Source organism: Oribacterium sp. oral taxon 078 str. F0263, assembly GCF_000469565.1.
Classification (GTDB): domain Bacteria; phylum Bacillota; class Clostridia; order Lachnospirales; family Lachnospiraceae; genus Oribacterium.
Window position 1 is genome coordinate 22,631 of the sequence record NZ_KI273099.1, and the last position, 24,422, is coordinate 47,052.

The 24,422-nt window shown below is 55.5% G+C and carries 22 protein-coding genes and 1 pseudogene; 7 read left to right on the forward strand and 16 right to left on the reverse strand.

Annotation, left to right across the window (positions count from 1 at the left end; all coding sequences use genetic code 11):
* Positions 1-24: 24 nt before the first annotated feature.
* A complete protein-coding gene (locus HMPREF1986_RS03330; protein ID WP_021773350.1) occupies positions 25-1,680 on the reverse strand; it encodes a cell wall-binding repeat protein in 1,656 nt (551 codons plus the stop codon).
* Positions 1,681-2,102: 422 nt separating this feature from the next.
* Between HMPREF1986_RS03330 and HMPREF1986_RS03335 the strand changes: the two genes are divergently transcribed.
* Genes HMPREF1986_RS03335 through HMPREF1986_RS13250 form a run of 3 tightly spaced genes read left to right on the forward strand, consistent with a single transcriptional unit; the run spans position 2,103 to position 4,040 of the window.
* Positions 2,103-3,146, forward strand: a complete 1,044-nt coding sequence (locus HMPREF1986_RS03335) for an SDH family Clp fold serine proteinase (RefSeq protein WP_021773352.1) — start codon at positions 2,103-2,105, stop codon at positions 3,144-3,146.
* Positions 3,118-3,714, forward strand: a complete 597-nt coding sequence (locus HMPREF1986_RS03340) for a Panacea domain-containing protein (RefSeq protein ID WP_196806096.1) — start codon at positions 3,118-3,120, stop codon at positions 3,712-3,714. Before HMPREF1986_RS03335 ends, HMPREF1986_RS03340 begins: the two co-directional genes overlap by 29 nt.
* Positions 3,715-3,716: 2 nt before the next feature.
* Positions 3,717-4,040, forward strand: a complete 324-nt coding sequence (locus HMPREF1986_RS13250) for an MAG6450 family protein (protein WP_009213657.1) — start codon at positions 3,717-3,719, stop codon at positions 4,038-4,040.
* Here HMPREF1986_RS13250 and HMPREF1986_RS03350 read toward each other — a convergent pair.
* Positions 4,028-5,146: a 50S ribosomal protein L11 methyltransferase gene (locus tag HMPREF1986_RS03350; RefSeq protein ID WP_081688429.1), complete on the reverse strand. Its 1,119-nt coding sequence runs from the start codon at positions 5,144-5,146 to the stop codon at positions 4,028-4,030. The genes HMPREF1986_RS13250 and HMPREF1986_RS03350 overlap by 13 nt on opposite strands.
* A 393-nt stretch (positions 5,147-5,539) precedes the next feature.
* Here HMPREF1986_RS03350 and HMPREF1986_RS03360 point away from each other — a divergent pair, with 393 nt between their 5' ends.
* Positions 5,540-6,346 carry a 16S rRNA (uracil(1498)-N(3))-methyltransferase gene (locus tag HMPREF1986_RS03360; RefSeq protein WP_021773355.1) on the forward strand — a complete coding sequence of 269 codons (807 nt, stop codon included), beginning with the start codon at positions 5,540-5,542 and terminating at the stop codon, positions 6,344-6,346.
* A 107-nt stretch (positions 6,347-6,453) separates the two neighbouring features.
* Here HMPREF1986_RS03360 and HMPREF1986_RS03365 read toward each other — a convergent pair whose 3' ends face one another.
* From HMPREF1986_RS03365 to HMPREF1986_RS03395, 7 genes are all read right to left on the reverse strand, one after another.
* Entirely contained in the window at positions 6,454-7,611 is a 1,158-nt protein-coding gene (locus HMPREF1986_RS03365) for a cysteine desulfurase family protein (RefSeq protein WP_036599182.1), read from the reverse strand.
* A gap of 114 nt (positions 7,612-7,725) precedes the next feature.
* Entirely contained in the window at positions 7,726-8,844 is a 1,119-nt protein-coding gene (dnaJ, locus tag HMPREF1986_RS03370) for a molecular chaperone DnaJ (protein ID WP_009213652.1), read from the reverse strand.
* A gap of 156 nt (positions 8,845-9,000) precedes the next feature.
* Positions 9,001-10,881: a molecular chaperone DnaK gene (dnaK, locus tag HMPREF1986_RS03375; protein WP_036599120.1), complete on the reverse strand. Its 1,881-nt coding sequence runs from the start codon at positions 10,879-10,881 to the stop codon at positions 9,001-9,003.
* 113 nt (positions 10,882-10,994) lie between these two features.
* Positions 10,995-11,195, reverse strand: a complete 201-nt coding sequence (locus HMPREF1986_RS03380; protein ID WP_021773357.1) for a hypothetical protein — start codon at positions 11,193-11,195, stop codon at positions 10,995-10,997.
* Between the two features lie 250 nt (positions 11,196-11,445).
* A complete protein-coding gene (grpE, locus tag HMPREF1986_RS03385) occupies positions 11,446-12,171 on the reverse strand; it encodes a nucleotide exchange factor GrpE (protein ID WP_021773358.1) in 726 nt (241 codons plus the stop codon).
* A gap of 53 nt (positions 12,172-12,224) precedes the next feature.
* Positions 12,225-13,259 carry a heat-inducible transcriptional repressor HrcA gene (gene hrcA / locus HMPREF1986_RS03390; protein WP_021773359.1) on the reverse strand — a complete coding sequence of 345 codons (1,035 nt, stop codon included), beginning with the start codon at positions 13,257-13,259 and terminating at the stop codon, positions 12,225-12,227.
* 451 nt (positions 13,260-13,710) lie between these two features.
* Positions 13,711-14,241 carry a 3D domain-containing protein gene (locus HMPREF1986_RS03395; protein ID WP_021773361.1) on the reverse strand — a complete coding sequence of 177 codons (531 nt, stop codon included), beginning with the start codon at positions 14,239-14,241 and terminating at the stop codon, positions 13,711-13,713.
* Between the two features lie 193 nt (positions 14,242-14,434).
* On the opposite strand from HMPREF1986_RS03395, the gene HMPREF1986_RS03400 reads away from it, so the two are divergent.
* Together HMPREF1986_RS03400 and HMPREF1986_RS03405 are read left to right on the forward strand one after the other, a co-directional pair.
* Positions 14,435-15,601 (forward strand): ImmA/IrrE family metallo-endopeptidase, encoded by a 1,167-nt coding sequence (locus tag HMPREF1986_RS03400; RefSeq protein ID WP_021773362.1) that lies wholly within the window; start codon positions 14,435-14,437, stop codon positions 15,599-15,601.
* Positions 15,601-16,113, forward strand: a complete 513-nt coding sequence (locus tag HMPREF1986_RS03405) for a DUF4411 family protein (protein ID WP_021773363.1) — start codon at positions 15,601-15,603, stop codon at positions 16,111-16,113. Before HMPREF1986_RS03400 ends, HMPREF1986_RS03405 begins: the two co-directional genes overlap by 1 nt.
* A gap of 72 nt (positions 16,114-16,185) precedes the next feature.
* Here the strand turns inward: HMPREF1986_RS03405 and hemW are convergent, their stop codons facing one another.
* From hemW to HMPREF1986_RS13085, 5 genes are all read right to left on the reverse strand, one after another.
* Positions 16,186-17,412, reverse strand: coding sequence for a radical SAM family heme chaperone HemW (hemW, locus tag HMPREF1986_RS03410; protein ID WP_021773364.1), 1,227 nt, complete (start codon positions 17,410-17,412; stop codon positions 16,186-16,188).
* 352 nt (positions 17,413-17,764) lie between these two features.
* Entirely contained in the window at positions 17,765-18,772 is a 1,008-nt protein-coding gene (gene holA / locus HMPREF1986_RS03415; RefSeq protein ID WP_021773365.1) for a DNA polymerase III subunit delta, read from the reverse strand.
* A gap of 97 nt (positions 18,773-18,869) precedes the next feature.
* A complete protein-coding gene (locus HMPREF1986_RS03420) occupies positions 18,870-19,898 on the reverse strand; it encodes a branched-chain amino acid aminotransferase (protein WP_021773366.1) in 1,029 nt (342 codons plus the stop codon).
* A 207-nt stretch (positions 19,899-20,105) separates the two neighbouring features.
* The gene (gene lepA, locus HMPREF1986_RS03425; RefSeq protein WP_021773368.1) at positions 20,106-21,917 is read right to left on the reverse strand and encodes a translation elongation factor 4; all 1,812 of its coding nucleotides are present in this window, start codon (positions 21,915-21,917) and stop codon (positions 20,106-20,108) included.
* A 10-nt stretch (positions 21,918-21,927) separates the two neighbouring features.
* A complete protein-coding gene (locus tag HMPREF1986_RS13085) occupies positions 21,928-22,098 on the reverse strand; it encodes a hypothetical protein (RefSeq protein WP_155978756.1) in 171 nt (56 codons plus the stop codon).
* A gap of 407 nt (positions 22,099-22,505) precedes the next feature.
* Between HMPREF1986_RS13085 and rpsT the strand changes: the two genes are divergently transcribed.
* Positions 22,506-22,769 (forward strand): 30S ribosomal protein S20, encoded by a 264-nt coding sequence (gene rpsT, locus HMPREF1986_RS03430; RefSeq protein WP_036599125.1) that lies wholly within the window; start codon positions 22,506-22,508, stop codon positions 22,767-22,769.
* Between the two features lie 325 nt (positions 22,770-23,094).
* On the opposite strand, the gene HMPREF1986_RS03435 is transcribed toward rpsT, so the two are convergent.
* Positions 23,095-24,183 (reverse strand): PTS transporter subunit IIC, encoded by a 1,089-nt coding sequence (locus tag HMPREF1986_RS03435; protein WP_021773372.1) that lies wholly within the window; start codon positions 24,181-24,183, stop codon positions 23,095-23,097.
* 25 nt (positions 24,184-24,208) lie between these two features.
* Positions 24,209-24,422, reverse strand: a pseudogene (locus HMPREF1986_RS13355) (hypothetical protein); the annotation flags it as partial.

Consider the following 24,422-nt stretch of genomic DNA (forward strand, 5'->3'; position numbering starts at 1 on the left):
TTTTACTTAGAGTCGGAAGCCTCCCTACTCATCCTTGAAGTTCAGCTTCATCTCCTCCGGCAGATAGGAAAGATCCGTCGTGCTTCCCGCTCCCGCGAGATATCCTCCGGCGTAATGATCCGTCTGATTCTCGTTGTAGCCGTAGAAGCCCTCTCCGCGATCGCCCTTCATCCACTTCGGAGCTCTCGACTGATCCGTCGCATATCCGACCAGCTTGTCGTCTACGATGAGGAGATATTCTCCCTCTCCCAGGCTGAGCGCTTTCCGGGTCCCCTTCATGAGGTTTCCGGCGCTGTTGATTACCCGGTACTCCGAATTCGAGACCTTGACCACACCATAGCGGTACTCCGGATTTGCCTGGAACAGAAGTCCGTTGATATAGTAGCGGTTTCCGACCTTCTCGAGGATATTGCGGTTTCCGTAAGCCTTTCCGTTTGCGGCAAAGCCGAAGGTATGCTCGCCGTCATCCAGCTTGATCTTGATATTCTTCCCGGTCTGCATGGAACCGTCGTTCCACTCGTCGACATTGAAGAAGTAGAGATCCGCTCTCTCGATACCGTAGAGGTCGCCGTTGATGAAGTTCTCCGATTCCCAGCTGTCCACGTCGTACTGCGCCACGAACTCTCTCCTCTTGTCGAAGAGGACGAAGCCCGTCTTCATTCGGCCGATGCCGTCGAAGGCGTAGCGCTTTCCGTTGATGTTGAAAATCTTGTTCCGGAGGACCTTTCCGTTGCTTCCGGCTCTCCACCAGCTGCTCTCCTGATCCTGATAGTCCTGCTCATCAAGCTGCTCGGAGGGATACATCCAGAACCAGCGATCCTTGAAAAGCTCCCCGCCGTTGTAGCCGGAGTAGAACTTCACCGGCACATCACTCGTCGGATTGGAGCGGCGGAGTGTGCTGACCGATGCGACAGAGCCCCACCACGGATCCATGACACCGTTCTCATCGAAGCCGTAGGTGATTCCCTTGACCGTCTTCTCCTTGATCTTTCCGTCTGTGCTCGCGACCTTCTTGCCCTTCTCGTCGAAGTAGAACCACATATCCTTATACTGATAGTAGTCCCGGTCTACGAGCTGGCTCTTCGTATCGGAGCCTGTGAAGGGGACCAGCTTGTCCGCGTAATGGTACCAGCCGTCCGTGACCAAAGCCCCGTCGTCTCCCCCATAGTAAACTCCCTGTACGAAGGGGTCGTCGCCGTCCACGATTCCGCCGTTCTCATCCAGCCATCCGGTGAGCATGAGACCATCCTCATTAAAGGCATAGTTCTTGCCGTCGATGACCTTCTTGAACTTGTCCCCCACCTTCCGGTAGGACTTTCCGGTGGGCCCGAAGTAGTACCAGCCCTCCGCGAAGCTGCCCTGGTCCGAACTCTGCTCGCCGCTGATATGAACCCACTGGTTCACAGCCATGACGCCGTCCTTATCCAGGTAATAGGTATCATTCTGCCAGCTGAGAAGCGAGTCTTTCAGCAGCTTCCCATCTGACCCCAGGTAGTACCAGCGCGGTCCGGACTGACGCCAGACATTTGTCATGCTCTCTTCCCGGGCGTTGTTGTACTTCCACTCCCCGCTGGAATTGTCCCAGCCGGGCAAGGCATAGCTCATTATGCCTGAAGCGGAGAAGTACAGCGCCCCGGCGGCAAGACCCGCCAGCACTCCCAGTGCTTTTCTCCTTTTCATCGCTCTTTACCTCTCTTCTCCCTCGCGGGAATACTTATTTGGAAAGATCTGGCAGGACTTCAACCCCGTTTCGAAAGGAAACGGGCGATGGACGCGCGTCATAAACGGGGAAAGCCCCGATCTTCGCCTCGATTTTACCATATTTTAAGAATATTACAAGAATTATTTTCCCTCCGTCTCCTTTTCCTTTCCGCAAACGGAAGATTTCCGAAAAATCCGGCTCGATTTATCCCCCTCCGGGGGTGATTACGGGCATTTATAAACTCAATCCACCGTGGGTGTCGACTTATTGTTTAATATTTGTTAGGAATTTTTAAAGAAAAGAGAAAGGGCAGTGCTTTCGCATTTTACATCTGTGGGAATCCATGTATAATAAATAATGAAAAGAAAGGGAGCCTGAGCCCGCGGGGAGGAAAGAATGGATGTACAGCAAACGGGTCGCTTTATACAAGCAATTAGAGGAACAGTTTAACAGTAAGATCTTGGCCTACATAACCAGTGATCGTCCCTATATGAGTGCCCAGATCTCTCCGGACGTCATCGATTACTTCATCGATCACCTCGATAAAATCGGTCCCTGCAAAAAGATTTCCCTGTATCTCTATACTCGGGGCGGAGATACCTCTGCGGCGAGAAATATAGTAAATCTTCTGCGCATATATTGCGACAGTTTACAGGTCATTGTTCCTCATAAAGCACATAGCTCCGGTACTATCATAAGCCTTGGCGCCAATGAAATCGTCATGACCAAGCAGGCCACCCTCGGCCCGATTGATCCGAGTCTCCATACCCCTTTAAATCCAAGACTAGCGGATGACCGTATCTACCCGGTAAGCGTTGAAGCGGTAAAAGGCTACTTGGAATTCGCGAAGAATGAACTATCCATTACCGACAACGGATCTTTGGCAAGTATCTTCGAAAAGCTTACGGATTTTGTCCACCCTTTGGTTTTAGGAGAGGTCTATCGTTCGAAAGCCCAAATACAGATGATGGCAAAACAGCTGCTTCAAAATCAAGTCACGGATCCGGAAAAAATCAAAAAAATAATCGCCTTCCTTTGCAGCGAATCCGGCAGTCATGATTATACCATCAACCGAAGAGAGGCCCAAAATGAATTAGGCCTCCGGATAAAAAAACCTACGCAAGAACAGTATAAGATCATAAAGCAGCTTTATGACGATATCAACGATGAGCTGCTCTTCAGCAAACCTTTTTTATTAAATGAGATCAACGGTGCTTATGCCGTCAGGAGATGTCTGCTGGAAAGTGTAATCGGCGGATCCGATTATTTTTCAACGGAAGGGCTTGTCATAAGAGCAGCTCTGCCGGATGGGCAGACTGCTCTCCAAAACCGCATTCGTTTTGAAGGATGGCGTCACGATCGTTCTTTCGATAATGAAGAAATCACAATCCACAACGGAGAAGAGGAAGTCGTTTATGAACGAGGCACAAAATATCAGACCTAATACCACAGCAGGTACTTGCAATAACGCATACTATCCTTATGTCACTTCGGCGGTTTCCACCGATACGCCGAATTATGTCCTGCTGTCGACCAAGGAAATGCCTGATGTCAGTCCGGAAAACACCGGCAAATATTCCGTCTTTGACATTGCCAACTGGTTCCTTTCAAAAGGAGAAATGACCCATAAAAAGCTTCAGAAGTTATGCTATTATGCTCAGGCTTGGTGTTATGCCCTTAAGGGATATCGTTTAGAAGATACTGATTATCAGGCCTGGATTCATGGTCCAGTTTCACCGGCACTTTGGGAACGATTCAAGTCCTTTGCTTATGATCCCATTAAAATTAAAGGGACGGTGAGATTAAGAATAGCCCCGGAAGATGAAGCACTTTTGAATGATGTGTGGGATACGTACGGAGAGAATACGGGAAATGCGCTTGAGACACTGACTCACAGAGAGTTACCGTGGATAGAGGCAAGACGAGGTTATGAGCCGGACGAAAGATGTACCGTCGTTATCTCTCCGGATACCATGGCGTCTTACTATAAATCCATCTACAGCGGCGATTAGCGATGGCAAAATTAACGCAAAAACAAAATAGAGAGGTGCCCTTCGAGTTGTGCTTTAAGTACCCCTTGGAGAATGGTTACTCCTTTAAAAATCTGAAGCCTGAAAACATAAAACAGTTTCAGGCCTTTTTAGATAAAGTATCACATATGACCGTTACTCAAGTGGATAAGGCCTTTTCCAGAAAACCGGACAGCAACGATACCTACAGGGGCATGCAAATCTACCATTATGGAGTAACGGATACTTTCCGGATCCATGTCGTAATCGAAGCCGGCTATTATAAGATCATCCGATTAGATCCCAGACATCAGGTTCACCGTGGTTGATGTTGATGAGTCTGCAAAAGGCAAAAGTCTTCCGCTGCCTTTTTCCCGACCGCGATGCCGCTCCACTCGCCCTGATGGGTGATCGAAAGGATTTCCCAGAGCGCTTCTCTCTCCCGGAAGGCGAAGAGAACCTCTTCTTCCCGCTCCCTCAGGATGCCGGAGCAGAGAAAGACGCCGCCCGGCTTCAGGAAATCTCCGGCGATCCCGCTGAGGAGGATAATGACCGGCGCCAGGATATTGGCGAGGACGATGTCAAAGCAGGAAAAGCCGAGCTCCTTCCGAAGCTCCTGTCCCTCCGGGCCGATGACATTTCCGATGCGAAGGCGAAAGCGGTCCCGGGAGAGACGATTTGCGAGGAGATTTTCTCTCACGGCCTCTGCCGCTGCCTCATCCAGGTCCGTGGCATCGACCGATACCGCGCCGAGCTTCAGCGCGGCGATCCCGAGGATGCCGGAGCCGGTCCCGATATCCAGAACCCGCATGCCGGGCCTTAAGTATTTCTTCAGACTGCGGAGACAAAGCTGCGTGCTCTCATGTCTTCCGGTCCCAAAGGCGGTCCCCGGGTCGATCTCAATCACCGTTTTCCCTTCCGCCTCCGGCGGAAGCTCCTCCCAGCTTGGCTTGATGAGGATGTCGTCCACGCTGAAGGGATGAAAGAAGCTCTTCCAGCTGTCGATCCAGTCCCTGTCCTCGGTCTCGGAGCTTTCGATTCTGCCCTCCCCTATATCACAGCAGGCCCTCATTCTCTCGATCCGATCGCGAAGCTCCCGGAGTAAGGAAGAAATCTCCTCCTCCGTATAGAGATTGTCCGAGTTTGGGAGGTAGCTTGCGTCCACGCCGGGATCCTCCCGCCTCTTTTTCAGCTCTGAAAGACGTCTTTCCTTCTCATCATGCGGCAGAATCTCCACATAAAAGCAAAGCTCCGCCCTCCCATCGTCCGGCCCGAGCTCCGGGAGGATGTCGATGAACATCTCCTTTTTCTCGGACTCGGAGAGCGGCACGCGGTCTCTGATCTCCGCCCCCAGGATGCCAAGCTCCGCGAGCTCCGAAAGCAGAATTTCCTCCGCCGATACCGTCGTATGGATCGTATACTTCCTCCAGACCATCTCTTCTCCGCCCCTTCCCGCGTATCCGCCTTTCACAGCGCTTATGCTTCACTCCCTGCATTCTCCCACAGGGCGTTCCCCCCTGTCAAGGCTGCCGGAGGGCATGCCCCCCCTTTCCATGCTCTTCCCTCCTTCGGCCGGGTCCGGGGTCCGACCCCCAAAAGAAGGAAAGGAGATAGAAAGGCGAATACCCTCTCATATCGGAGAGGGATGAGGCGGAGCGCGGATTCGGAGCGCCGGATTTGGAGAGTCGGGGAATTAGAGAGTTTTCTTCCGGCAATGGATTTTTCCCGGGGGATGCTCTATCATAGGCAACGTAGACAATGAGGCTGCCGCCCTGCCGGCCGGGCGGCAGGCGGCAAAGCGGTAGTATAAGACGGCGGGGAGGGAATTTTGCATCATTTTTTTGCGGAAGCAGCGGATATCTCGGAGAGGGAGGTGCGGCTCCGGGGAGAGAATCTAAGACATCTGAAGAATGTGCTGAGGGCGCACCCCGGAGAGCGGGTTCTCATCTCCGACGGGGAGGGGACGGATTACGAGTGCGAAGTGGCGGAGCTCGGGGAGGAGGAAATCCTTCTCAGGATCTGCTTTCGGGAGGAGATCCATGAGCTCCCGGCGGACATCTGGCTCTTTCAGGGGCTCCCAAAATCCGACAAGATGGAGCTCATCCTCCAAAAGGCGGTGGAGCTCGGCGTGCGGGGGATCATCCCTCTTGAAAGCCGGAACACGGTCGTCCGGCTGAACCCGGGGAAGGCCGCCGCAAAGAGGCAGCGCTGGCAGGCGATCGCAGAGGCCGCCGCGAAGCAGTCCAAGCGCTCGATCATCCCGGAGGTCATGCTCCCGATGCGCTGGAAGGACGCGCTCTCGCTGCTTCCGGGCTTCTCCCTCCGCCTGATCCTCTATGAAAATGCGAGGGGGGCGGAGCGGACGAGGGAGCTCCTCCTGGGCCTCCGAAAGCCATGGAAAGAGGCCGCCCGTCCAGCAGAAGCAGGAGCGGGGGCAGAGAACGAAAAAAAGACGCCGGATAGGCGTCGGAAAATCGCGGCTTTCATCGGGCCGGAGGGCGGCTTCTCCGAGGAGGAGATCGCAGAGGCGAGGGCGGCCGGGATGGAATGCCTGAGCCTCGGAAAGCGCATCCTCCGAACGGAGACCGCGGCGCTGTGCGCGCTGAGTCTCCTCATGCTCTTCCTCGAGGACTGAAGGCAAACGGGTGATTGGCTTTCCCGGAAGCCGCCGATCCAGGGATCGGACGGCGTGCATGCCGAAAAGTGCATACCGAAAAACGAGGTATGCCGGAAGCGGTCGGATCAGCGCCTTGAGAAGCGGCGGAGGATCGGAAGAAGCTCCGAGAGGGCTGCGAGCACCGCGTCGACATCCTCCGGCTCATTGTAGAAGCCGAAGGAGAAGCGGAGCGTCGAATCGAGAAGTTTCTCCGGGACGGAAATCGCGCGGAGCGTGCCGGAGATCCCGGGGTGATTCGAGGAGCAGGCGGAGCCGGAGCTCACAGAGATCCCTCTCTCCTCCAGGGCATGGAGGAGAACCTCCGCCCTCACCCCCTCAAAGGAGGCGGAGACGATCTGCGGCGCGGAGCCCTCCCCCTTTTCCGAGTATACTCTGACCCCGGGGAGCGCGAGGAGCCCGTCGATCAGCCGGTCCTTCATCTCCCGGAGGTGCTGCACCCGGACGGGGAGATCCCGGTAGCAAAGCTCCGAGGCGAGGCCGAGGCCCGCGATGCCGGGGACATTGTGCGTGCCGGAACGCATCCCCTCCTGCTGTCCTCCTCCGAGGATCAGGGGGTGGATGCGGACATGCTCGTCGATATAGAGAAATCCCGTCCCCTTCGGCCCGTGGAGCTTATGCCCGCTCGCGGAGAGGAGGTCGATCCTCTCTTTTTTCGGGCGAATCTCATACTTTCCGTAGGCCTGGATCGCATCCGTGTGAAAAAGCGTCTCCGGATTTTCTTCTTTTATAATGCGCCCGATCTCTCCGATCGGCTCCAGAGCGCCGATCTCGTTATTCACATACATGATGCTCACGAGGACAGTGTCCCGGCGGATCGCATTTCGAAGCTCCTCCAGGGAGATATGCCCCTTTTCGTCCACGGGAAGCAGGCTGATCTCAAAGCCCTCTTCCTCGAGGAAAGAAAGCGTCTGATAGACCGCCGCGTGCTCCACATTGGAGCTGATGATATGCTTTCCCTGTCTCCTCTTTGCGAGCGCCGCGCCGATCAGCGCCGCATTATCCGATTCCGTCCCTCCGGAGGTAAAGACGATCTCCCGCGGCTTCACCCTGAGAGTCTTTGCGACCTGCTCTCTCGCCCTCCGGAAAAGACGCTCCGCCTCCAGACCCTTTCTGTGCTTTGAGGACGGATTGCCGTAGTCGGAGAGCATCGCCTGCTCTACGAGCTTCGCCGCCTCGGGGAAGACTCTGGTCGTCGCCGAATTGTCCAGGTAAATCTCTCTCATCCCTTCCGTCTGCTCCACTCCCCTTTCTTCCTAACAGATATTCGCATCCCCGGCCCGGGCGCTGCCCGCTCGGCGGAGTCTGCGCCCGGAAATAAGGAGCTCATATCGCTGGTGCTATGCCGTCTCCCCGACCGCCTCCGCATAGGCTTTCAGCGCCTCCTGCTGCTTTTTGTTCAGCTTCGTCGGGACCGATACCACCAGTGTGACATACTGATCCCCCCGGACTCCGGGGCTCTGAAGATGCGGAACGCCCTTTCCGCGCAGACGGACTCTGGTATCGGTCTGTGTCCCCGCCTTTATGGAGAGCTCCACCGGCCCGTCCACGGTCTTTACGATGGTCTTCCCGCCGAGCGCCGCCTTCGCGAAGCTGATGGCCTCCGTGGAGTAGATATTGGTGCCCTGCCGCTTGAAGAAGGGATGCTGCCCCACCGCGATGTTCACAAGGAGATCCCCTCTCGGTCCGCCATTTAACCCGGGGTCGCCGCTTCCGCTGAGTCGGAGGGTCTGTCCGTCGTCGATCCCCGCCGGGATCTTGACGGAGAGCTCCTTCTCCTTCGTGATATAGCCCTCGCCGCGGCAGTCCGGGCACTTTTCCTTAATGATTTTCCCGCTCCCATGGCACTCCGGGCAGGTGACGACCTGCTGCACAGAGCCGAAAAAGCTCTGCTGCGTCATCACAAGCTGGCCCTTCCCCTTGCAGCGCGGACAGGTCTCCGGCTGCGTGCCGGGCTTCGCGCCGCTGCCGTGACAGTTCGGACAGCTGTCCTTGCTGCGGATCTTCAGCTTTTTCTCGCAGCCCTTGATCGCTTCCTCGAAGCTGATGCGAAGCCCCGCCCGGAGCGAATCCCCCCGCATGGGCCGGCTGCCCCTCTGCTGCTGTCTCCCGCTAAAGCCGCTGAATCCTCCGAAGCCTGCTCCAAAGAAATCGGAGAAGATATCGGAGAAGTCCATGTTCGAGAAGTCATAGCCGCCAAAGCCCGTGCTCGCGCCCGCCGCGGAGTTCGGGTCAAAGGCCGCGTGCCCATAGGTATCGTAAGCCTTCCTCTTTTCCGGGTCGGAGAGAACCGCGTAGGCCTCAGAGCATTCCCGGAATTTCTCCGCAGCGCCCTGGTCCCCCGGGTTCGCGTCCGGATGGTATTTCTTTGCGAGCTTTCGGTAGGCCCTCTTGATGGCAGCGTCATCCGCCGTCTTCTCTACTCCGAGCACCTCGTAGTAATCCCGTTTCTCTGCCATTTATCGTCTCCTGTCTTTCCTAAAGCACAAAATGCCTATGACCCGGAGCAGTTGCTCCAGGTCACTCTCGGGGGCTCCGGGGATTTTTGCGAAAAAGAACGCATCCATCCTTTCCAAAGCCCCCTCTTCCTTTCCGTCCCGCCAAGGATCCGGGGATCAGACCTCCTTGAAGTCCCCGTCCACGACGCCGTCATCCTTCGCATCGGACCCCGCTTCGCCCATATTTTCCGAGGAAGCGCTCTCCTGCGCGTTTGCGCCCTGTCCACCGGCCTGCTGCGCGTTCTCATAGACCTTCGTAAAGAGCGCCTGAGAGGACTTCATGAGCGTCTCCTGCGCGGCCTTGATGCGCTCCGCGCCGTCCTTCGTGATGCCCTCGAGCGGATTTGCCGCGAGCACATCCTCCAGTGCCTTAAGATCCGCCTCCACCTGGGACTTGTCGGACTCGGAGATCTTGTCCCCTACGTCCTCGAGTGCCTTCTTCGTCTGGAAGACGATGGAGTCCGCACCGTTTCTGACCTCGATGGCCTCCTTCTTCTCCTTGTCCGCCGCCTCGTACTGCGCGGCCTCCTTCACAGCCTTATCGATATCATCCTTCGACATATTCGAGCCGGAGGTGATGGTGATGTGCTGTTCCTTTCCGGTTCCCTTGTCCTTTGCCGAGACATTGACGATGCCGTTTGCGTCGATATCGAAGGTCACTTCGATCTGCGGCGTGCCTCTCTGCGCCGGGAGAATGCCGTCCAGGCGGAACTGTCCGAGAGTCTTATTGTCTCTCGCAAACTCCCGCTCTCCCTGTACGACATGGATATCCACGGCGGTCTGGTTGTCGGCCGCAGTCGAGAAGATCTGGGAGGCTCTGGTCGGGATGGTGGTATTCCTCTTGATGAGCGGAGTCGCCACACCGCCGAGCGTCTCGATGGAAAGTGTCAGCGGGGTCACATCCAGAAGAAGGACATCGCCCGCTCCCTCATCTCCCGCGAGCTTTCCGCCCTGCACCGCCGCGCCGAGAGCCACGCACTCGTCCGGGTTCAGGGTCTTGGAGGGCTCCTTTCCGGTGATCCTCTTCACCTTCTCCTGCACCACGGGCATACGGGTGGAGCCGCCGACCAAAAGGACCTTGGAGAGCTCCGCGGACGTGAGTCCGGCGTCCTTCAGGGCGTTCTGCACGGGGACCGCCGTCCTCTCCGTGAGATCCGCAGTGAGCTCCTCAAACTTCGCCCGGCTTAAGTTCATGTCGAGGTGCTTCGGCCCTCCATCCGTCGCAGTGATGAAGGGCAGGTTGATCTCCGTCGTCGTCGCAGAGGAGAGCTCCTTCTTCGCCTTCTCCGCCGCCTCCTTCAGTCTCTGGAGCGCCATCTTGTCCTTCGAGAGATCCACGCCCTCCGCCTTACGGAACTCGTCGATCATCCACTGCGTGATCCGCTCGTCGTAGTCGTCTCCACCGAGCCTCGTGTCCCCGTTCGTGGAGAGAACCTCGATGACGCCGTCTCCGATCTCGATGAGGGAGACATCGAAGGTGCCTCCTCCGAGATCATAGACCATGATCTTCTGCTCGGACTCATCATCCAGTCCGTAGGCGAGCGCCGCCGCTGTCGGCTCGTTGATGATCCGCTTCACATCCAGTCCCGCGATCTTTCCCGCATCCTTCGTCGCCTGTCTCTGCGCGTCGTTGAAATAGGCCGGGACGGTGATGACGGCCTCCGTGACCTTCTCTCCGAGATAGGCCTCTGCGTCCGCCTTCAGCTTCTGAAGGATCATCGCAGAGATTTCCTGCGGCGTATAATCCTTTCCGTCAATCGATACTTTATAATCTGTCCCCATGTGCCTCTTGATGGAGGAGACCGTCCTCTCCGCATTGGTCACGGCCTGACGCTTCGCGGGCTCTCCCACGAGACGCTCCCCGTTCTTCGTAAACGCCACCACGGACGGGGTCGTTCTCATACCCTCCGAGTTGGGGATGACCGTGGGCTTTCCGCCCTCCATGACTGCCACACAGCTGTTTGTCGTTCCAAGATCAATTCCGATGATTTTTCCCATAGCTTCCTCTTCCTTTCCCAAGCTCTTCCCCGGATCCTTCCGGGTTCCGCTTCGAATCCGTTTTCTTTTGCTGCTCTTCCTTCGTTCTGCTTCTCTTCGTTTTCTTAATGCTTTTAGTTCTGCTGCTTCTTCCTGCTGGCTCTGCCTCTTCTTACTGCTCTTGTTTCTTTCTTGCTGCCTTCCTCTGCTTTTTCTTTCCCTTCTGTCTCTTCTTTTTTCCTCTGTCTTTTTTCTGTTTCTCTAAGCTCTTTGGTTTTTACGGCTTTTCCTTGCCGAGTGCCTGTAGTGCCTGTATCAATTCCTTTCTGCTTCACCGCCTTATCTGCCGGGCAGTCGCTCCATAAGCAGGCCGTCTGCCGCCCCGGCGACTCGGCTTCGCCCGGGTGGCTTCAGCCGACCTCCCTGCGGGAGGCACTTCTCTACGAGAAGTGGTCAAGAACGCTCCGAGTCTGCCTGATGGCAGACTTCTGCGCTTGCGCCGCTGGCCGCGGCAGTCGGAGCGAGAGCGTCCTGTGTTGGAGCGGCTGCCCGACAGATAGAGATGCAATCAACAGAAAGTTATTCTCATTTTTTCACCTTTACCATGGAGTGCCTTATCACCGAGCCCCGGAAGGTATAGCCCTTTTGGAGGTCCGCGGTGATCGTGCCTTCCTCCGCATCTCCCTCCTCGTCCGCCATGACGGCATTGTGAAGCGCGGGATCGAACTTCTTTCCCTCCGCCTCGATCTCCTTCACGTCGAGATCCGAGAAGAGCTTTCGGAGCTGGCGGTAGATCCCGTCTACTCCCTTTTCAAAGGGTTCTTCCTTCTCCCCTTCAGAGAGCGCGTCCAATGCTCTCTCGAAATTGTCCGCGATGGGAAGAAGCTTCTCTATGACATCCCCTGCGCCGAGCTCGAACATCCGGGACTTCTCCCGCTCCGTCCGCTTTCTGTAATTATCAAACTCCGCGTAGAGCCTGGTGTATTTATCCTTCCAATCGGACAGCTCCTTCTCATAGCGCTTTTTCAAAAGCTCATTTTCCGCTCCGTCCGACGGCTCGTTCTCCGCTCGCTCTGAATCGGGAGCGCGCTCTCCTTCTTCCTCACCTGACTCTCTCTCCGCCTCCTCTTCCGGCTTTTCCTCTGCCTTCTCTCTCTGCTCCGCCCCCGGCTCTTCCGGCGCGCTTTCGCCTTGCTCCGAGGCGTTCTCGTTCTTTTTCTCCTCTTTTCTCTCTTCTTTTACACTCTCTTCGATTACATTCTCTTCTGTCCCGCTCCCGCCCTCTCCGGGCGTCTTCCAATCCTCCGACATAAGTCCTCCTTCTCGCTTCTTTCGCGCTCCGGTCCTTTCCCTTCCTTATCCCGCTATCCGTTTCCGGGAAAAGCCTGATCCATCTCGTTCATAAGCCTCGTGAGGATCTCCAGAACCTTTTCGTAGTCCATCCGCTTCGGTCCGATCACGCCGATCGTGCCCCGCATGCCGTTCCCAATCTCATAATTTGCGGTGACGACGGAGCAGTCTCCTATGTCCCGAAGCGGAGATTCTTTTCCGATATAGACCTGTATCTGTCCCTTGGACTCTGAGTCCGGCTCCTCCATAAGCTCCAGGAGCTCGTCCTTTTTCTCGAGCGCGGCGATCAGCCGCTCCGCATTTTCCGAATCCGTGAGCTCCGGATACTTAAAGATATTCGTCGCCCCGGAGGTGTAAATCTGCCTCTCCTCCCCGTCCGTGTCCAGGATAGAGATAAGGCTTTTCAAAACAGCCCGGAGTGTGCCGCGGAGTCCGGATCTCGCGCAGACCTTCGCGCATCTCCCCTCCGTAAGGTCATCGCCGCCAAGGCCGGAGAGTTCATCATTCAGGAGAAGATTCAAAGAGAGCACTGTGTTGAAATCGAGCTCCTCCCTCTCGTCCCTCCGGACCATCGCGGTTCGCACGATATTTCCCTCAAACATGACGACGAGGAGCAGCCTCCGCGAGTCCACGAGGGAGAGCTGGAGGAAGCGGATCCGTCTCCTCTGTATGCTCGGCCCCGAGATCATCGCCGCGTAGTGAGTATTCTCCGCGATGCTTCGGACCAGGGATTTCAGGACGGTCTCCAGGCGGTCCACCCGCTGGAACATGCTGCTCTTCACCTCATCCAGCTCCCGCACCTGTTTCTGCATGAGCTGATCCACGTAGAAGCGATAGCCCTTGTCGGAGGGAATCCGGCCGGCAGAGGTATGCGGCTGCAGGATATAGCCCATCTCCTCCAGGTCACTCATCTCATTTCGGATCGTCGCGGAGCTCAGATTCAGCCCGGAGTATTTGCTGATGGTTCTGGAGCCCACCGGCTCTCCGGTCTCGAGGTAGTTTTTGATGATCGCAGTGAGAATAATAAGCTTTCGATCGTCCAATGTCATCCTCTCCCTCCTTTCCCAGGAAGTACTCTGAGCACTCGCTTTGCCTCTTCCCTGTTAGCACTCTATTGATCGGAGTGCTAACATCTATGCAGTATGATACTATCCGCGTTTCCGGATGTCAAGCATAAATCCAAGTTTTCTCAGAAAAAAAAAAGCGGGGCAGGCCCGCTCTTCTTTCCTTCTCTCCTCGATTCCGCTGTATCAGTCTCTATTCCTCTTCCGCCGGGCGGCCGCTCCGTAAGCAGTCCATCTGCCGCCCCGAAGACTCGGCTTCGCCCGGGTGGCTTCAGCCGACCTCCCTCCGGGAGGCACTTCTCTACGAGAAGTGGTCAAGAACGCTCCGAGTCTGCCTGATGGCAGACTTCTGCGCTTGAGACTCGGCTTCGCCCGGGCGGTTTCAGCCGACCTCCCTCCGGGAGGTACTTCTCTTCGAGAAGACTCAAGTACCGCTCTATTTCTTCGGAACGGCGAGGAAGACCTCCGCATATCGGTTTCCGTTCCAGGTCACGCCGAGCGCTTCCTCTCTGCTGTCGAAATAGATGTCGATCATCTGTCCCTTCACGCCGCTCCCGATATCCTCCACCGTATAGACGGTATTTCCGATGAAAATCTTGGTCCCAAGAGGGAGGACGCTTGTGTCCGCCGCAATGGTGTGATTGCTCTTTGTGGGTTTTCCGGAGTAGGTGTTTCCATCGCCGTAATAGCCGGTGATCATGAAGACGCCCTTCTTCTCCCCTCTCGTATACAGCTTCGATTCCTCCGTCAGCACATTGCCGATGGGGGTTTCCGCTATCTTTCCGATATCAGGCAATGCCGGAGCGGCCGCGGCCTCCGGGACATTCGCTCCCTTATCCTCTCCTTCAAAGACCTCTGAGGCGGCCGCCGGCGCCACTCTCGCGATTTCCTCCTCCGCCAAGGCCGGAAACGCCGCAAAGAGAAGCAGCAAAGCCGCTGTCAAAACGGATATCTGATATTTTTTCATATCCTCTCCTTCCTCTTCTCGTCGGTCGGAACAGACGATGTCCGTCTAAGGGTAGCCGAAAGTGCGGCGATCCGTCAAGCGACTTTTTTCTGACAATGCTTCTTTATGCGCAAAGCCCTATACCACTCTTTCTTGACTTTGTCAAGTATAAAAAGTAGAATAAGAACAAAAGATAGGGAAGAAGGTGTTGAGAATGCCAGGTGTTTCCGTAAATGTTCAGCCTGCAATCCTTGATTGGGCAATGCAAAAGGCCCAAATGGGAAATGCAGGCAGTTCTGTAATTGAAATGATTGCTAAGTGGATTTCTGGCGAAAAAGCGCCTACTTTCAATCAAATTGAGGATGTCAGTAAAAAAATAAGCATTCCTTTCGGTTTCTTTTTCTTAAAGGAGCCTCCGATTGATGAATGTAAAATTGTCGATTTCCGTACTGTTGACAGTATTTCTGTGCAAAACCCGAGCAGGAATTTGATAGATACCGTCGACCTTATGTCCAATGTCCAGGAATGGATGGCGGAATATAATAAGGACAACGGGATCTCCGCTTATCCTTTTGTCGGCAGTGCCAAGATAAGCGATGGCGTGGCGATTACTGCAAACGCTATCCGAGCGGAATTGGAATTAAGCCTTAATTGGTTTGATGATTTTAAAAGTTCTGCAGAAGCATTTAAGAGCCTTCGAAATTCCATCATGAATCTCGGAGTACTGGTCATGATGAACGGTGTCGTAGGCAATAGCACTCATCGCACACTTAATGTTAAGGAATTCAGGGCATTTACTCTTATAGATCCGTATGCGCCTTTGATCTTTATTAATTCCAAAGACAGCGTAAATGGGAGACTCTTCTCTCTTCTGCATGAGTTGGTACATGTTTGGATAGGACAAGATAATTTTTATAATGACAGATATGGGACATCTCAGAAGGTAAGCAGGGAAGAGCAGTTCTGCAATGCTGTAGCCGCTGAGATTTTGGTTCCGACTTCTCTATTTTCTGCGGATTGGTCTATGCAGAGTGGAGACGCAGAAAGTATTATCAATGCGTTGGGAAAGCGTTTTATTTGCAGCCGCTTTGTATTACTGAGAAAAGCTTTAGACACATGCAAAATAGGCCAGGCAGAGTATGAAGGATTGCTGAAAATATTTCAAAAACAATTTAGGGCAACTCAGGATCAGAAGCCGGATAAAGGATCTGGTGGAGGAGATTTTTATCGCACTCTCAGAACAAAATGGGATCGCAGATTTATACAAGCACTCTATGCCAGCGCACAGAGCGGAAGAACTCAATATAAGGATGTTTATCGCCTTACAAATACAACCGGAAAGACCTTTCATGAACTTGTAGAAAGGATGGGTGGTATTTGATGACCGAAATATATCTTTTGGATGCGAATGTCTTTATCACACCGCATAGGCTCTATTACCCATTTGATTTTGCACAAGGATTTTGGGATCAGTTGGCAGAGAGGCTGAAGCTCGATAATGTAGCTGTATTGGACGTAGTTGTTTCTGAAGTTTCAAAAATGGAAGATGAGTTATCCTCATGGATTGGAAATCTTGAAGAATTTGAGTCATTATCCATAAAAGCCCCCTCTTTTGTCGCTAATTATGGCAGGGTGCTCAACTATATAAAAGATTGTGGATTGTATCGAGAGGGAGCTCTTCGTAGTTGGGCCAGAGGAGATATAGCGGACCCGTGGTTAATTGCTGTTGCCATGGATACCGGGGCGGTCATTATTACAGAAGAGACAAGTGCAGGACCAATTTCTCCCAAGAATAAGTCCAGGAATGCAAAGCTTCCTGATGTTGCGGCACATTTTGGAGTAAGGTGTGCGAATCTGTTTTATTTTATGAGACAGATGAAATTTAAATTGTAAAAGCTCATAAAAAACAAAAAGTAAGAGGAAGATGCGAAGTTGTAACCTGAGATAAAGATTCGCAGATCCGACTCAGATATTCTCTTCCAGAAGGAGCTGGCTTAAGAGCATGTTGCTGATCATCATGCCTCTCTCCGTGAAATAGAAGCGGGCATTCTCCTTAACGAGAAGACCCTGGCGGAGGAAGCGCTTCAGGCTGGGCCCGAAGATGCTGAAGAGATCGACCGAGAAGCGGGAGACGAAGTCGATCTCCGATACACCGGCGGTACGCCGAAGTCCGAGAAAGAGAAATTCATTGATCTCGTCCCGCCTGGAGAGCTTCTTGTATTCCTCCCGGAGCTTCGGGCACCCCGCCTCCGCATCCTTCCGGAGGTCCAGGGTGAGGTAGTCCGAAAGATCCCGGAGATTATGCCAGCGGCTCCCCTCAAAGCAGGAGGAGGCCCCCAGGCCAAAGCCGAGATACGGGATATTGGACCAGTAGCCGTAGTTATGGCGACAGAAATATCCCGGCCTCGCGTAGTTGCTGATCTCATAGCGCGAGTAACCGTGCTTTTCCGTGAGCTCCTTCGCGATTTCGTCGATCTCCTCCTCCATATCCTCGTCCGGAAGCTCGAGCTCTCCCTTTCGGTCCAGCTCATAAAAGGGCGTGCCCTCCTCCACGATCAGGTCATAGAGCGAGAGGTGCTCGGGCTTCAGCATAATGACATTTTTCAGGCTCTTTCTCCAGGAGGCAGGAGTCTGCCCCGGGATATTCTTCATAAGATCAATGCTGATGTTCTGAAATCCCTCCAGACGGGCCCCCTGGTAGCATTTCAGGAAGTCCTCAAAGATGTGAATCCGGCCGAGGCGATGAAGCTCCTCATTGTTCGCGGATTGAAGGCCGATGGAGAGGCGGTTGATGCCGGAGCGGAGGTAGGAGGCGAATTTATAGCGAAGCGTCGAGGCGGGATTCACCTCGATCGTGATCTCCGCGTCGTCCCGGAGATGATAGTGCTCCCGGATCGTCTGGAGAAGCGCTTCGATAAAATGCGGGTCCAGCACGGAGGGCGTTCCCCCGCCGATAAAGACGCTGGATATCTCATAATCTGATGCCGCTTTGGAAAAAAGCGAGAGCTCCTGGCAGAGCTTCCCGATATAAGGCGCGTGCTCCCTCGCATTTACGGAAAAGGAGAGAAAGTCGCAGTAGCTACACTTCCTCGCACAAAACGGGATGTGGAGATAGAGCTCCAGGAGCTTCGCTTCCTTCTGCCCCTCCTGTATGGGGGAAAGCCCGCACATCCTTCGATAAATCCTGTCCATCCTTCTGTCCTCTTCCGTTCCTTTCTATCCTGTTTGTAACTTTCCGTCCCGCTGTAAGCATCTGTGAGCGATCCCCGCCGCGCAGCCGGACTCCGGGACGGCAGCGCCACGCCACACCGCTGCTTTGTCCGTCTGTGCACAGGCCGTCTGCCGCCCTGCCGCTTTACTGGTCCATAAGCAGGCCGTCTGCCGCCCCGGCGACTCGGCTTCGCCCGGGTGGCTCTTCTCTCCGAGAAGTGGTCAAGAACGCTCCGAGTCTACCTGATGACAGACTTCTGCGCTCACGCCGCTGGTCGCGGCAGCCGGAGCGAGAGCGTCCTGCGTTGGCCCGACATGGCGGCAGAAAAGGCGGCTATGAGAGGAGGAGAAGCTCCACTGCCATTCGATCGGAGAGCTTCCCGCTTTTGATTGCGGCGTCGTAGCGGAGGCAGCGCGCGAGGCGCTCCTTTAAGTCCTGCGTCGTGCTGTGCCTCGCCTGCGCCATGAGCTTCCCCGCGATATAGGGCTTTACCCCGAGTATTCCCGCGCTCTCCCTCTCATTTTTCCCCTTTTCCACACACTCCCTCGCAAGGAGAAGCTGGTTAAAGCTCCTTCGGAAAAGCGCGAGGATTTTCATCGGCGCCTCCTCTCTTGCGAGGAGCTCCCGGTAGCAGCAAAGCGCCCCCGCGCGGTTCCCCCGTCCGAGCTCTGAGAGCATCTCAAAGACCCGGTCCTCCGCATTCTGAGAGAGAATCGCATCAAGGTCCTCCTCCTCGACCAGCTCTCTCTCCCCCAGATAGGCAGAGAGCTTCTGGAGCTCTGTCAGGATGTGCTCCATGCTCTTTCCCGTCCGCTCCAGAAGAAGCGCCATCGTAGCGGGGCGGATTCTCTTTCCCTCCTTTTTCAGGATGCGCGCCGCCCAGGCGGAGAGGGCCCTCTCATCCTGCTCCGCCAGCTCACAGCAGAGCCCTCCCTGATCCAGCAGCTTATAGAGGCGGTTCCTCTTGTCCACCTCCTTCTCGATCAGCATGAGGTGGCTGCTCTTTGGCATCTTGGGGAGATAGGCGCAGAGTCTTTCGGGGGCGGAGTGCCTGCAAAAGCCGCTGTCCTCCAAAATCACCAGGCGTCCCTCCGCGAGGAAGGGGAGCGTCTCCAGCACGGACAGAAGCTCGTCGAGCTCGACATTCCCCTCGAAATAGCTGTAATTCATGCCGTCTTTTCCGCCGAATGCCTTCCGAAAGCTCTTTTTATAGGAAGTCTTTAAGTAGCTCTCCTCCCCATAGAGGAGATAAAAGGGGCGGTAGCTCTGCGCCTTCAGATCCTGATTGAGCAAAAGGTACTGCTGTCTGTCTTTCTTTTTTCCGCTTCCTCTCTCCGCCAAGGGTTTCCCTCCAAAAACCGCCCCGCCGCTATGGCAGGGCGGTCCGTCCGCTCCGGGCTCCCCCGGCTTTTTCGCCGCGGATGCCTTCGATCCGCCTTTATTCGATCACCCTCCGGATCCAGCCCTCCGGGGCCTCGAGCCTTCCATGCTGGATGTCGCTCAGAGTCCGGTAGAGCTCCCCGATCACTTCGCCGGCCCGCTCCATGCCGCTCGGGAGATTGATCTCTCTTCCGTGGTCGACGATCCTTCCGACCGGAGAGATGACCGCCGCCGTTCCGCAGAGCCCGCATTCCATGAAATCCGGAAGCTCCGAGAATCGGACCGCTCTCTCCTCCGCCTTCAGATGGAGGTAGTGCTCCGCCACATAGACCAGGGACCTCCTGGTAATGGATGGCAGGATCGAGGAGGATTTCGGTACGATGAGCTTTCTCTCCCGGTCCACAAAAAGGACATTCGCGCCGCCGGTCTCCTCGACATAGCTCCGGCTCGCGGCGTCCAGATAGAGATTCTCCGAGAAGCCATTCTGGTGCGCGATCACGGAGGCATGCAGACTCATGGCGTAGTTCAGCCCCGCCTTGATCGCCCCGGTTCCGTGGGGTGCCGCCCGGTCAAAGTCAGAGACCTGGATGGAGATCGGCGTCGCGCCTCCCTTATAATAGGGGCCGACCGGCGTGGTAAAGATCCGAAACTGATACTCCTCCGCGGGCTTTACGCCGATCACGATGCCGCTCGCAAACTCATAGGGGCGGATGTAGAGACTCGCGCCCGATCCATAGGGCGGGATCCAGTCCGCATTGGCCCGGACGACGGCGTCGACGGCGGAGAGGAAGCGCTCCTTCGGGAAGGGCGGCATCTCCATCCACTCCGCAGAGTGGTACATCCTCTCCGCGTTCAGATCCGGGCGGAAGCAGACCACGGAGCCATCCTCCCAGGTATAGGCCTTCAGGCCCTCAAAAACCTGCTGGCAATACTGCAAAATCCCGGCGGATTCGTTCAGGACGACGTCGGCATCGGGGGTGAGTCCTCCCTCATCCCACGCGCCGTCCCGATAGTTGGAACGATAACGCATATCAGTCTTTCGGTAGGCAAAGCCAATATTTTCCCAATCCAGATCCTTTCTGGCCATAAGCGCTCCCCTTTCTCATCCCAAAATAAAGATCGCCCGATGCCTCCGCTCTGTCCCTTTCGCCGCTTTTCCGCCGTTTGACAGGGCGCTTCCGCTCCGCAGCATGGGCCTATACAGTATAAGTCCGGGCGCCCTGATTTTCAAGCCGGGAGCGAAGGCTCCGCTCTCTTTAAAGAGCTTCCTCTCCGGAAAAAACGCGCTCTCTCCTCACTCGTCCAGCTTTAGTACGCTCATAAAGGCGCTCTGCGGGATCTCGACATTTCCAAACTGCCGCATCCGTTTTTTTCCCTCCTTTTGCTTTTCCAGAAGCTTTTTCTTCCGGGAGACATCCCCGCCGTAGCACTTTGCGAGGACATCCTTTCGGAGGGCCTTGATGGTCTCCCTGGCCTGGACATGTCCGCCGATCGCCGCCTGGATCGGAATCTCAAAGAGCTGTCGGGGAATCTCATTCTTCAGCTTCTCGCACATCTTCTTCCCCCGCTCATAGGCGGAGTCCGCGTGGACGATGAAGGAGAGCGCGTCGATCTGCTGCTTATTCACCAGGATGTCCAGCTTCACCATCTTTCCGGTCCGGTAAGAGGAGAGCTCGTAATCAAAGCTCGCATAGCCGCGGCTTCTGGATTTCAGAGCGTCGAAGAAGTCATAGATGATCTCATTTAAGGGGAGCTCGTATCGGAGCACCGCTCTCGTCGACTCGATGTATTCCGTCTCCTGATAAATCCCCCGGCGCTCCTGGCAGAGCTTCATGATCGGCCCGATGAACTCGGATGTCACCATGATCTCCGCCTTTACGATCGGCTCCTCGATATGGTCGATCTCCGAGGGATCCGGGAGATTCGAGGGGTTGGTGAGCTCAATCATGCTCCCGTCCGTCTTGTAGACATGGTAGACCACGGAGGGAGCCGTGGTCACGAGATCGAGGCCGTACTCCCTCTCCAGCCTCTCCTGTATGACATCGAGATGAAGAAGCCCCAGGAAGCCGCAGCGGAAGCCGAAGCCGAGCGCCGCCGAGGTCTCCGGCTCATAGCGGAGCGCGGCGTCGTTAAGCTGAAGCTTCTCCAGGGCATCCCGAAGGTCCGGGTACTTCGTCGTATCCGCGGGATAGATGCCGCAGAAAACCATGCTCTGGACTTTCTTATAGCCGGGGAGAGGCTTCACCGCCGGTCTCTGTGCCGATGTCACGGTGTCCCCGACCCGCGCATCCCGGATATTTTTGATGGAGGCCGTGAGATATCCCACCATGCCGGCCGAGAGCTCCTCGCAGGGGATGAAGCGGCCGGGCCCGAAGTAGCCGACCTCCGTCACAGAAAACTCCGCCCCGCTCGCCATCAGGCGGATCGGGGTCCCCTTCCGGACACTTCCCTCTTTGATCCTGCAAAAGATGATGACACCCCGGTAGGAGTCGTAGAGAGAGTCGAAGATCAGCGCCTGCAGGGGATTTTCCGCATCCCCTCCCGGAGCCGGGAGCTTCTTCACGATGGCCTCCAGCACCTCCTCCGCATTTTCTCCGGTTTTTGCGGAGATGCGGGGGGCGTCCATCGCCTCGATCCCGATCACATCCTCAATCTCCCTCGCCGCTCTCTCGGGATCTGCGGAGGGGAGGTCGATCTTGTTGATGACCGGCAGGATCTCGAGATCGTGATCCAGCGCGAGATAGGTGTTCGCGAGCGTCTGCGCCTGGATCCCCTGACTCGCATCCACGACCAGGATCGCGCCGTCGCAGGCTGCGAGAGCCCGGGATACCTCGTAATTAAAGTCCACATGACCCGGCGTATCGATGAGGTTAAAGATATATTCCTTCCCGTCCCTCGCCCGATAGATGACTCGCGCGGTCTGAGATTTAATCGTGATTCCCCGCTCCCGCTCGATATCCATATTGTCGAGGACCTGGGCCTGCATTTCCCGCTCCGTGAGAGTGCCTGTCATCTCCAGGATGCGGTCCGCGAGGGTGGATTTCCCGTGGTCAATGTGGGCAATGATGCAAAAATTCCGGATCCTCTGCTGCTCGATACTCGCCATCTTCTCTCCTCTATGCTCCGACTCCGACGATCTCCGCCGTCTCTTCTGCCCCGGGCGAAGCCAAATCATCGATGCCGCTGTCTGCACCGCCTGTTTCGCCGGCCGCCTTTTCTGTTCCAAGGGCAAAGCCAAATCCCACGAGCGGCGCGAAATGAAGCTGTATGTCAAGCTCTTCTCTCAAAGCCTCGGCCGCCGAATCCCACGAACGATGCACGAAATGGACCGCTGGCGCGGCGCCGACATCTCTGCCCTCTCCCTTTACTATAAGAATAAGCGTACAGCCTGTCCCCTATAGTAGCATGGAAAAACGGCATTCACAATAAGCCGCGGGGCCTCTTCGGAGGGATTGACAGCGAAGGGCCTTTTTTATATGATATCTGGGATATCATAAGTCTTTGCCACAGCACTGCTTCAGGATGGCATTCTCTTGTGATGTTTTTCTGTTTTCAAACTGTCCGTGTCCAGATATTTGAAAACCTCTCCCGGTAAAGCGCATCTTCTTTGCCTTTTACCGATGCTGTGAACCCCGGCGCTCCCATCCTCCGCGTCGGCCGGATCACCGAAATTCCGATTGAAAGGTGGCTGAAAATGGCAAATATCAAGTCTGCAAAGAAAAGGATTCTCGTTGCCGCGAAAAGGAGCGAGAGAAACAAGTCCATCCGCTCCGAGGTGAAGACCTACATCAAGAAGGTCTATGCCGCGGTGGAGGCCGGCGATAAGGAGACCGCCGAGCTCATGCTGAAGACCGCTCAGAAGAAGATCTGCATGGCGCGGAGCAAGGGCGTTCTGAAGGCGAACAATGCCTCCCGGAAGGTCTCGCACATCGCGAAGGCCGTCTCCTCCATGAACTAAGAAAGAAAGCACTGTCAGCAAGGGAAAAAGTCCCGCAGTCCGCATCTATTGTGAGCTGCGGGACTTTTTGTATTCTCACGGGGCTCCTCTCCCCTTGACAAAACCTCTCTTTTTTCACGAAGCTTCTCTCATCTTCGCAAAGCATCTCCCTTCTTTTCGGAGTTTTCCCTTTTCTTCACAGAACCTTCCCTCTTCTTCATAAAACTTCCCCTCTTTTTTGCAGAGCTTCCTTCTTCACAGGGCCTCCCCCTCTCCGAAAAGGGGCCTGTCTGACTGGCCCCTTCTCAGAAAAGCGACGCGGCAAAGGCAGAATCAAATCCCGCCCTCAAAGCTTCATATCTCCCCTTTTCACCCAGCCAAAGCGGATACAGAGTGTATTGATAAGAGGGGTGAGAAACGCGGGGAGGATCAGGCAGATAAAAAGAAGGCCCGCCCAGTCAAAGGCGCTGATCCCTGTCTTTCCCCCATTGGAAATATCCTGGATCCAGCCGGTATAGACGCCGATCGGCCCTACCAGTCCGCAGGTCCCCATCCCGGAGGACACGGCGGCTCCGTTCATTCTGAGCTTGAAGATGCAGGTCGCGATGGGGCCCGTGATCACAGAGACCAGGCAGGGGGCGATCCAGATCCTTGGATTTTTTACGATATTTCCCATCTGCAGCATGGAGGTCCCAAGGCCCTGCGAGATCAGCCCTCCCCAGCCGTTTTCCGGAAAAGACATAAAGGCGAAGCCCACCATCTGCGCGCAGCAGCCGGCCAGGGCTGCGCCCCCCGCAAGTCCCGTCAGCCCGAGGGCCGCGCAGATGGCCGCCGAGGAGATGGGGAGCGTTAGCGCCATTCCCACCGAAAGGGAAACCAGCATTCCCATGAAAAAGGGCTGCAGCTCGGTGCCCCAGATAATAATGTCCCCGAGCTTCATGGCGGCCTTCCCCAGAGCAGGTGCCAGCCACGCGGAGAGCAGCATGCCTGAGAGGATGGTGAGGCAGGGGGTGACGAGAATGTCGACCTTCGTCTCCTTGGATACGGCCTTCCCGATTTCGGCGGAGAGGATCGCGACGAAAAGCACTGCCAGAGGCCCTCCGGCACCCCCCAGGGCATTGGAGGCAAAGCCGACGGTGATCAGGGAAAAAAGCACGAGAGGCGGACAGTGCAGGGCGTAACCGATGGCCACCGCCATTGCGGGACCACTCATTGCCGCCGCGAGTCCTCCCACGGTATATTCCGTCCCGGCTATCGTGGCTATGGTTTTGCTCAGAGCCTTTATGCCAAACTGAAGTCCGATGGTATTGATGATCGTACCGATCAGGAGGGAGCAGAACAAGCCCTGCGCCATCGCCCCCATGGCGTCAATCCCATAGCGCTTTGCGGATATTATGATATCCTTTCGTTTCAGAAACTTTTTTACGCTTTCCATAGAAATTCTCCTATCTTCTCTTCCCCTATTTCCTTCCCAAAGCTTCTCCTATGCCTTTCCCGCTGTGGGCCTCTCCTATTATGCCACAGCCGCTGTAAAATATTCCATAGTAAATCCTTATCTCTGTGATGCCGATTGTGCTGCCAAAAATGCCGCAGGCTTGGAAGGGAGGTCGGCTGACGCCTCCCGGGCGAAGCCGAGTCTCTAAGCGTAGAAGTCTGCCATCAGGCAGACTCGGA

What these genes read in the sequence shown, in the direction of transcription:
- rpsT (WP_036599125.1), top strand. Translation starts at nt 22,506, where the DNA reads ATGGCAAATATCAAGTCTGCAAAGAAAAGGATTCTCGTTGCCGCGAAA.
- hrcA (WP_021773359.1), bottom strand. Translation starts at nt 13,259, where the DNA reads ATGACATTGGACGATCGAAAGCTTATTATTCTCACTGCGATCATCAAA.
- lepA (WP_021773368.1), bottom strand. Translation starts at nt 21,917, where the DNA reads ATGGCGAGTATCGAGCAGCAGAGGATCCGGAATTTTTGCATCATTGCC.
- HMPREF1986_RS03335 (WP_021773352.1), top strand. Translation starts at nt 2,103, where the DNA reads ATGTACAGCAAACGGGTCGCTTTATACAAGCAATTAGAGGAACAGTTT.
- HMPREF1986_RS03405 (WP_021773363.1), top strand. Translation starts at nt 15,601, where the DNA reads ATGACCGAAATATATCTTTTGGATGCGAATGTCTTTATCACACCGCAT.
- HMPREF1986_RS03420 (WP_021773366.1), bottom strand. Translation starts at nt 19,898, where the DNA reads ATGGCCAGAAAGGATCTGGATTGGGAAAATATTGGCTTTGCCTACCGA.
- HMPREF1986_RS03395 (WP_021773361.1), bottom strand. Translation starts at nt 14,241, where the DNA reads ATGAAAAAATATCAGATATCCGTTTTGACAGCGGCTTTGCTGCTTCTC.
- HMPREF1986_RS13250 (WP_009213657.1), top strand. Translation starts at nt 3,717, where the DNA reads ATGGCAAAATTAACGCAAAAACAAAATAGAGAGGTGCCCTTCGAGTTG.
- dnaK (WP_036599120.1), bottom strand. Translation starts at nt 10,881, where the DNA reads ATGGGAAAAATCATCGGAATTGATCTTGGAACGACAAACAGCTGTGTG.
- dnaJ (WP_009213652.1), bottom strand. Translation starts at nt 8,844, where the DNA reads ATGGCAGAGAAACGGGATTACTACGAGGTGCTCGGAGTAGAGAAGACG.
- HMPREF1986_RS03330 (WP_021773350.1), bottom strand. Translation starts at nt 1,680, where the DNA reads ATGAAAAGGAGAAAAGCACTGGGAGTGCTGGCGGGTCTTGCCGCCGGG.
- HMPREF1986_RS03350 (WP_081688429.1), bottom strand. Translation starts at nt 5,146, where the DNA reads ATGGTCTGGAGGAAGTATACGATCCATACGACGGTATCGGCGGAGGAA.
- HMPREF1986_RS03435 (WP_021773372.1), bottom strand. Translation starts at nt 24,183, where the DNA reads ATGGAAAGCGTAAAAAAGTTTCTGAAACGAAAGGATATCATAATATCC.
- HMPREF1986_RS03400 (WP_021773362.1), top strand. Translation starts at nt 14,435, where the DNA reads ATGCCAGGTGTTTCCGTAAATGTTCAGCCTGCAATCCTTGATTGGGCA.
- HMPREF1986_RS03340 (WP_196806096.1), top strand. Translation starts at nt 3,118, where the DNA reads ATGAACGAGGCACAAAATATCAGACCTAATACCACAGCAGGTACTTGC.
- grpE (WP_021773358.1), bottom strand. Translation starts at nt 12,171, where the DNA reads ATGTCGGAGGATTGGAAGACGCCCGGAGAGGGCGGGAGCGGGACAGAA.
- hemW (WP_021773364.1), bottom strand. Translation starts at nt 17,412, where the DNA reads ATGGACAGGATTTATCGAAGGATGTGCGGGCTTTCCCCCATACAGGAG.
- HMPREF1986_RS03365 (WP_036599182.1), bottom strand. Translation starts at nt 7,611, where the DNA reads ATGAGAGAGATTTACCTGGACAATTCGGCGACGACCAGAGTCTTCCCC.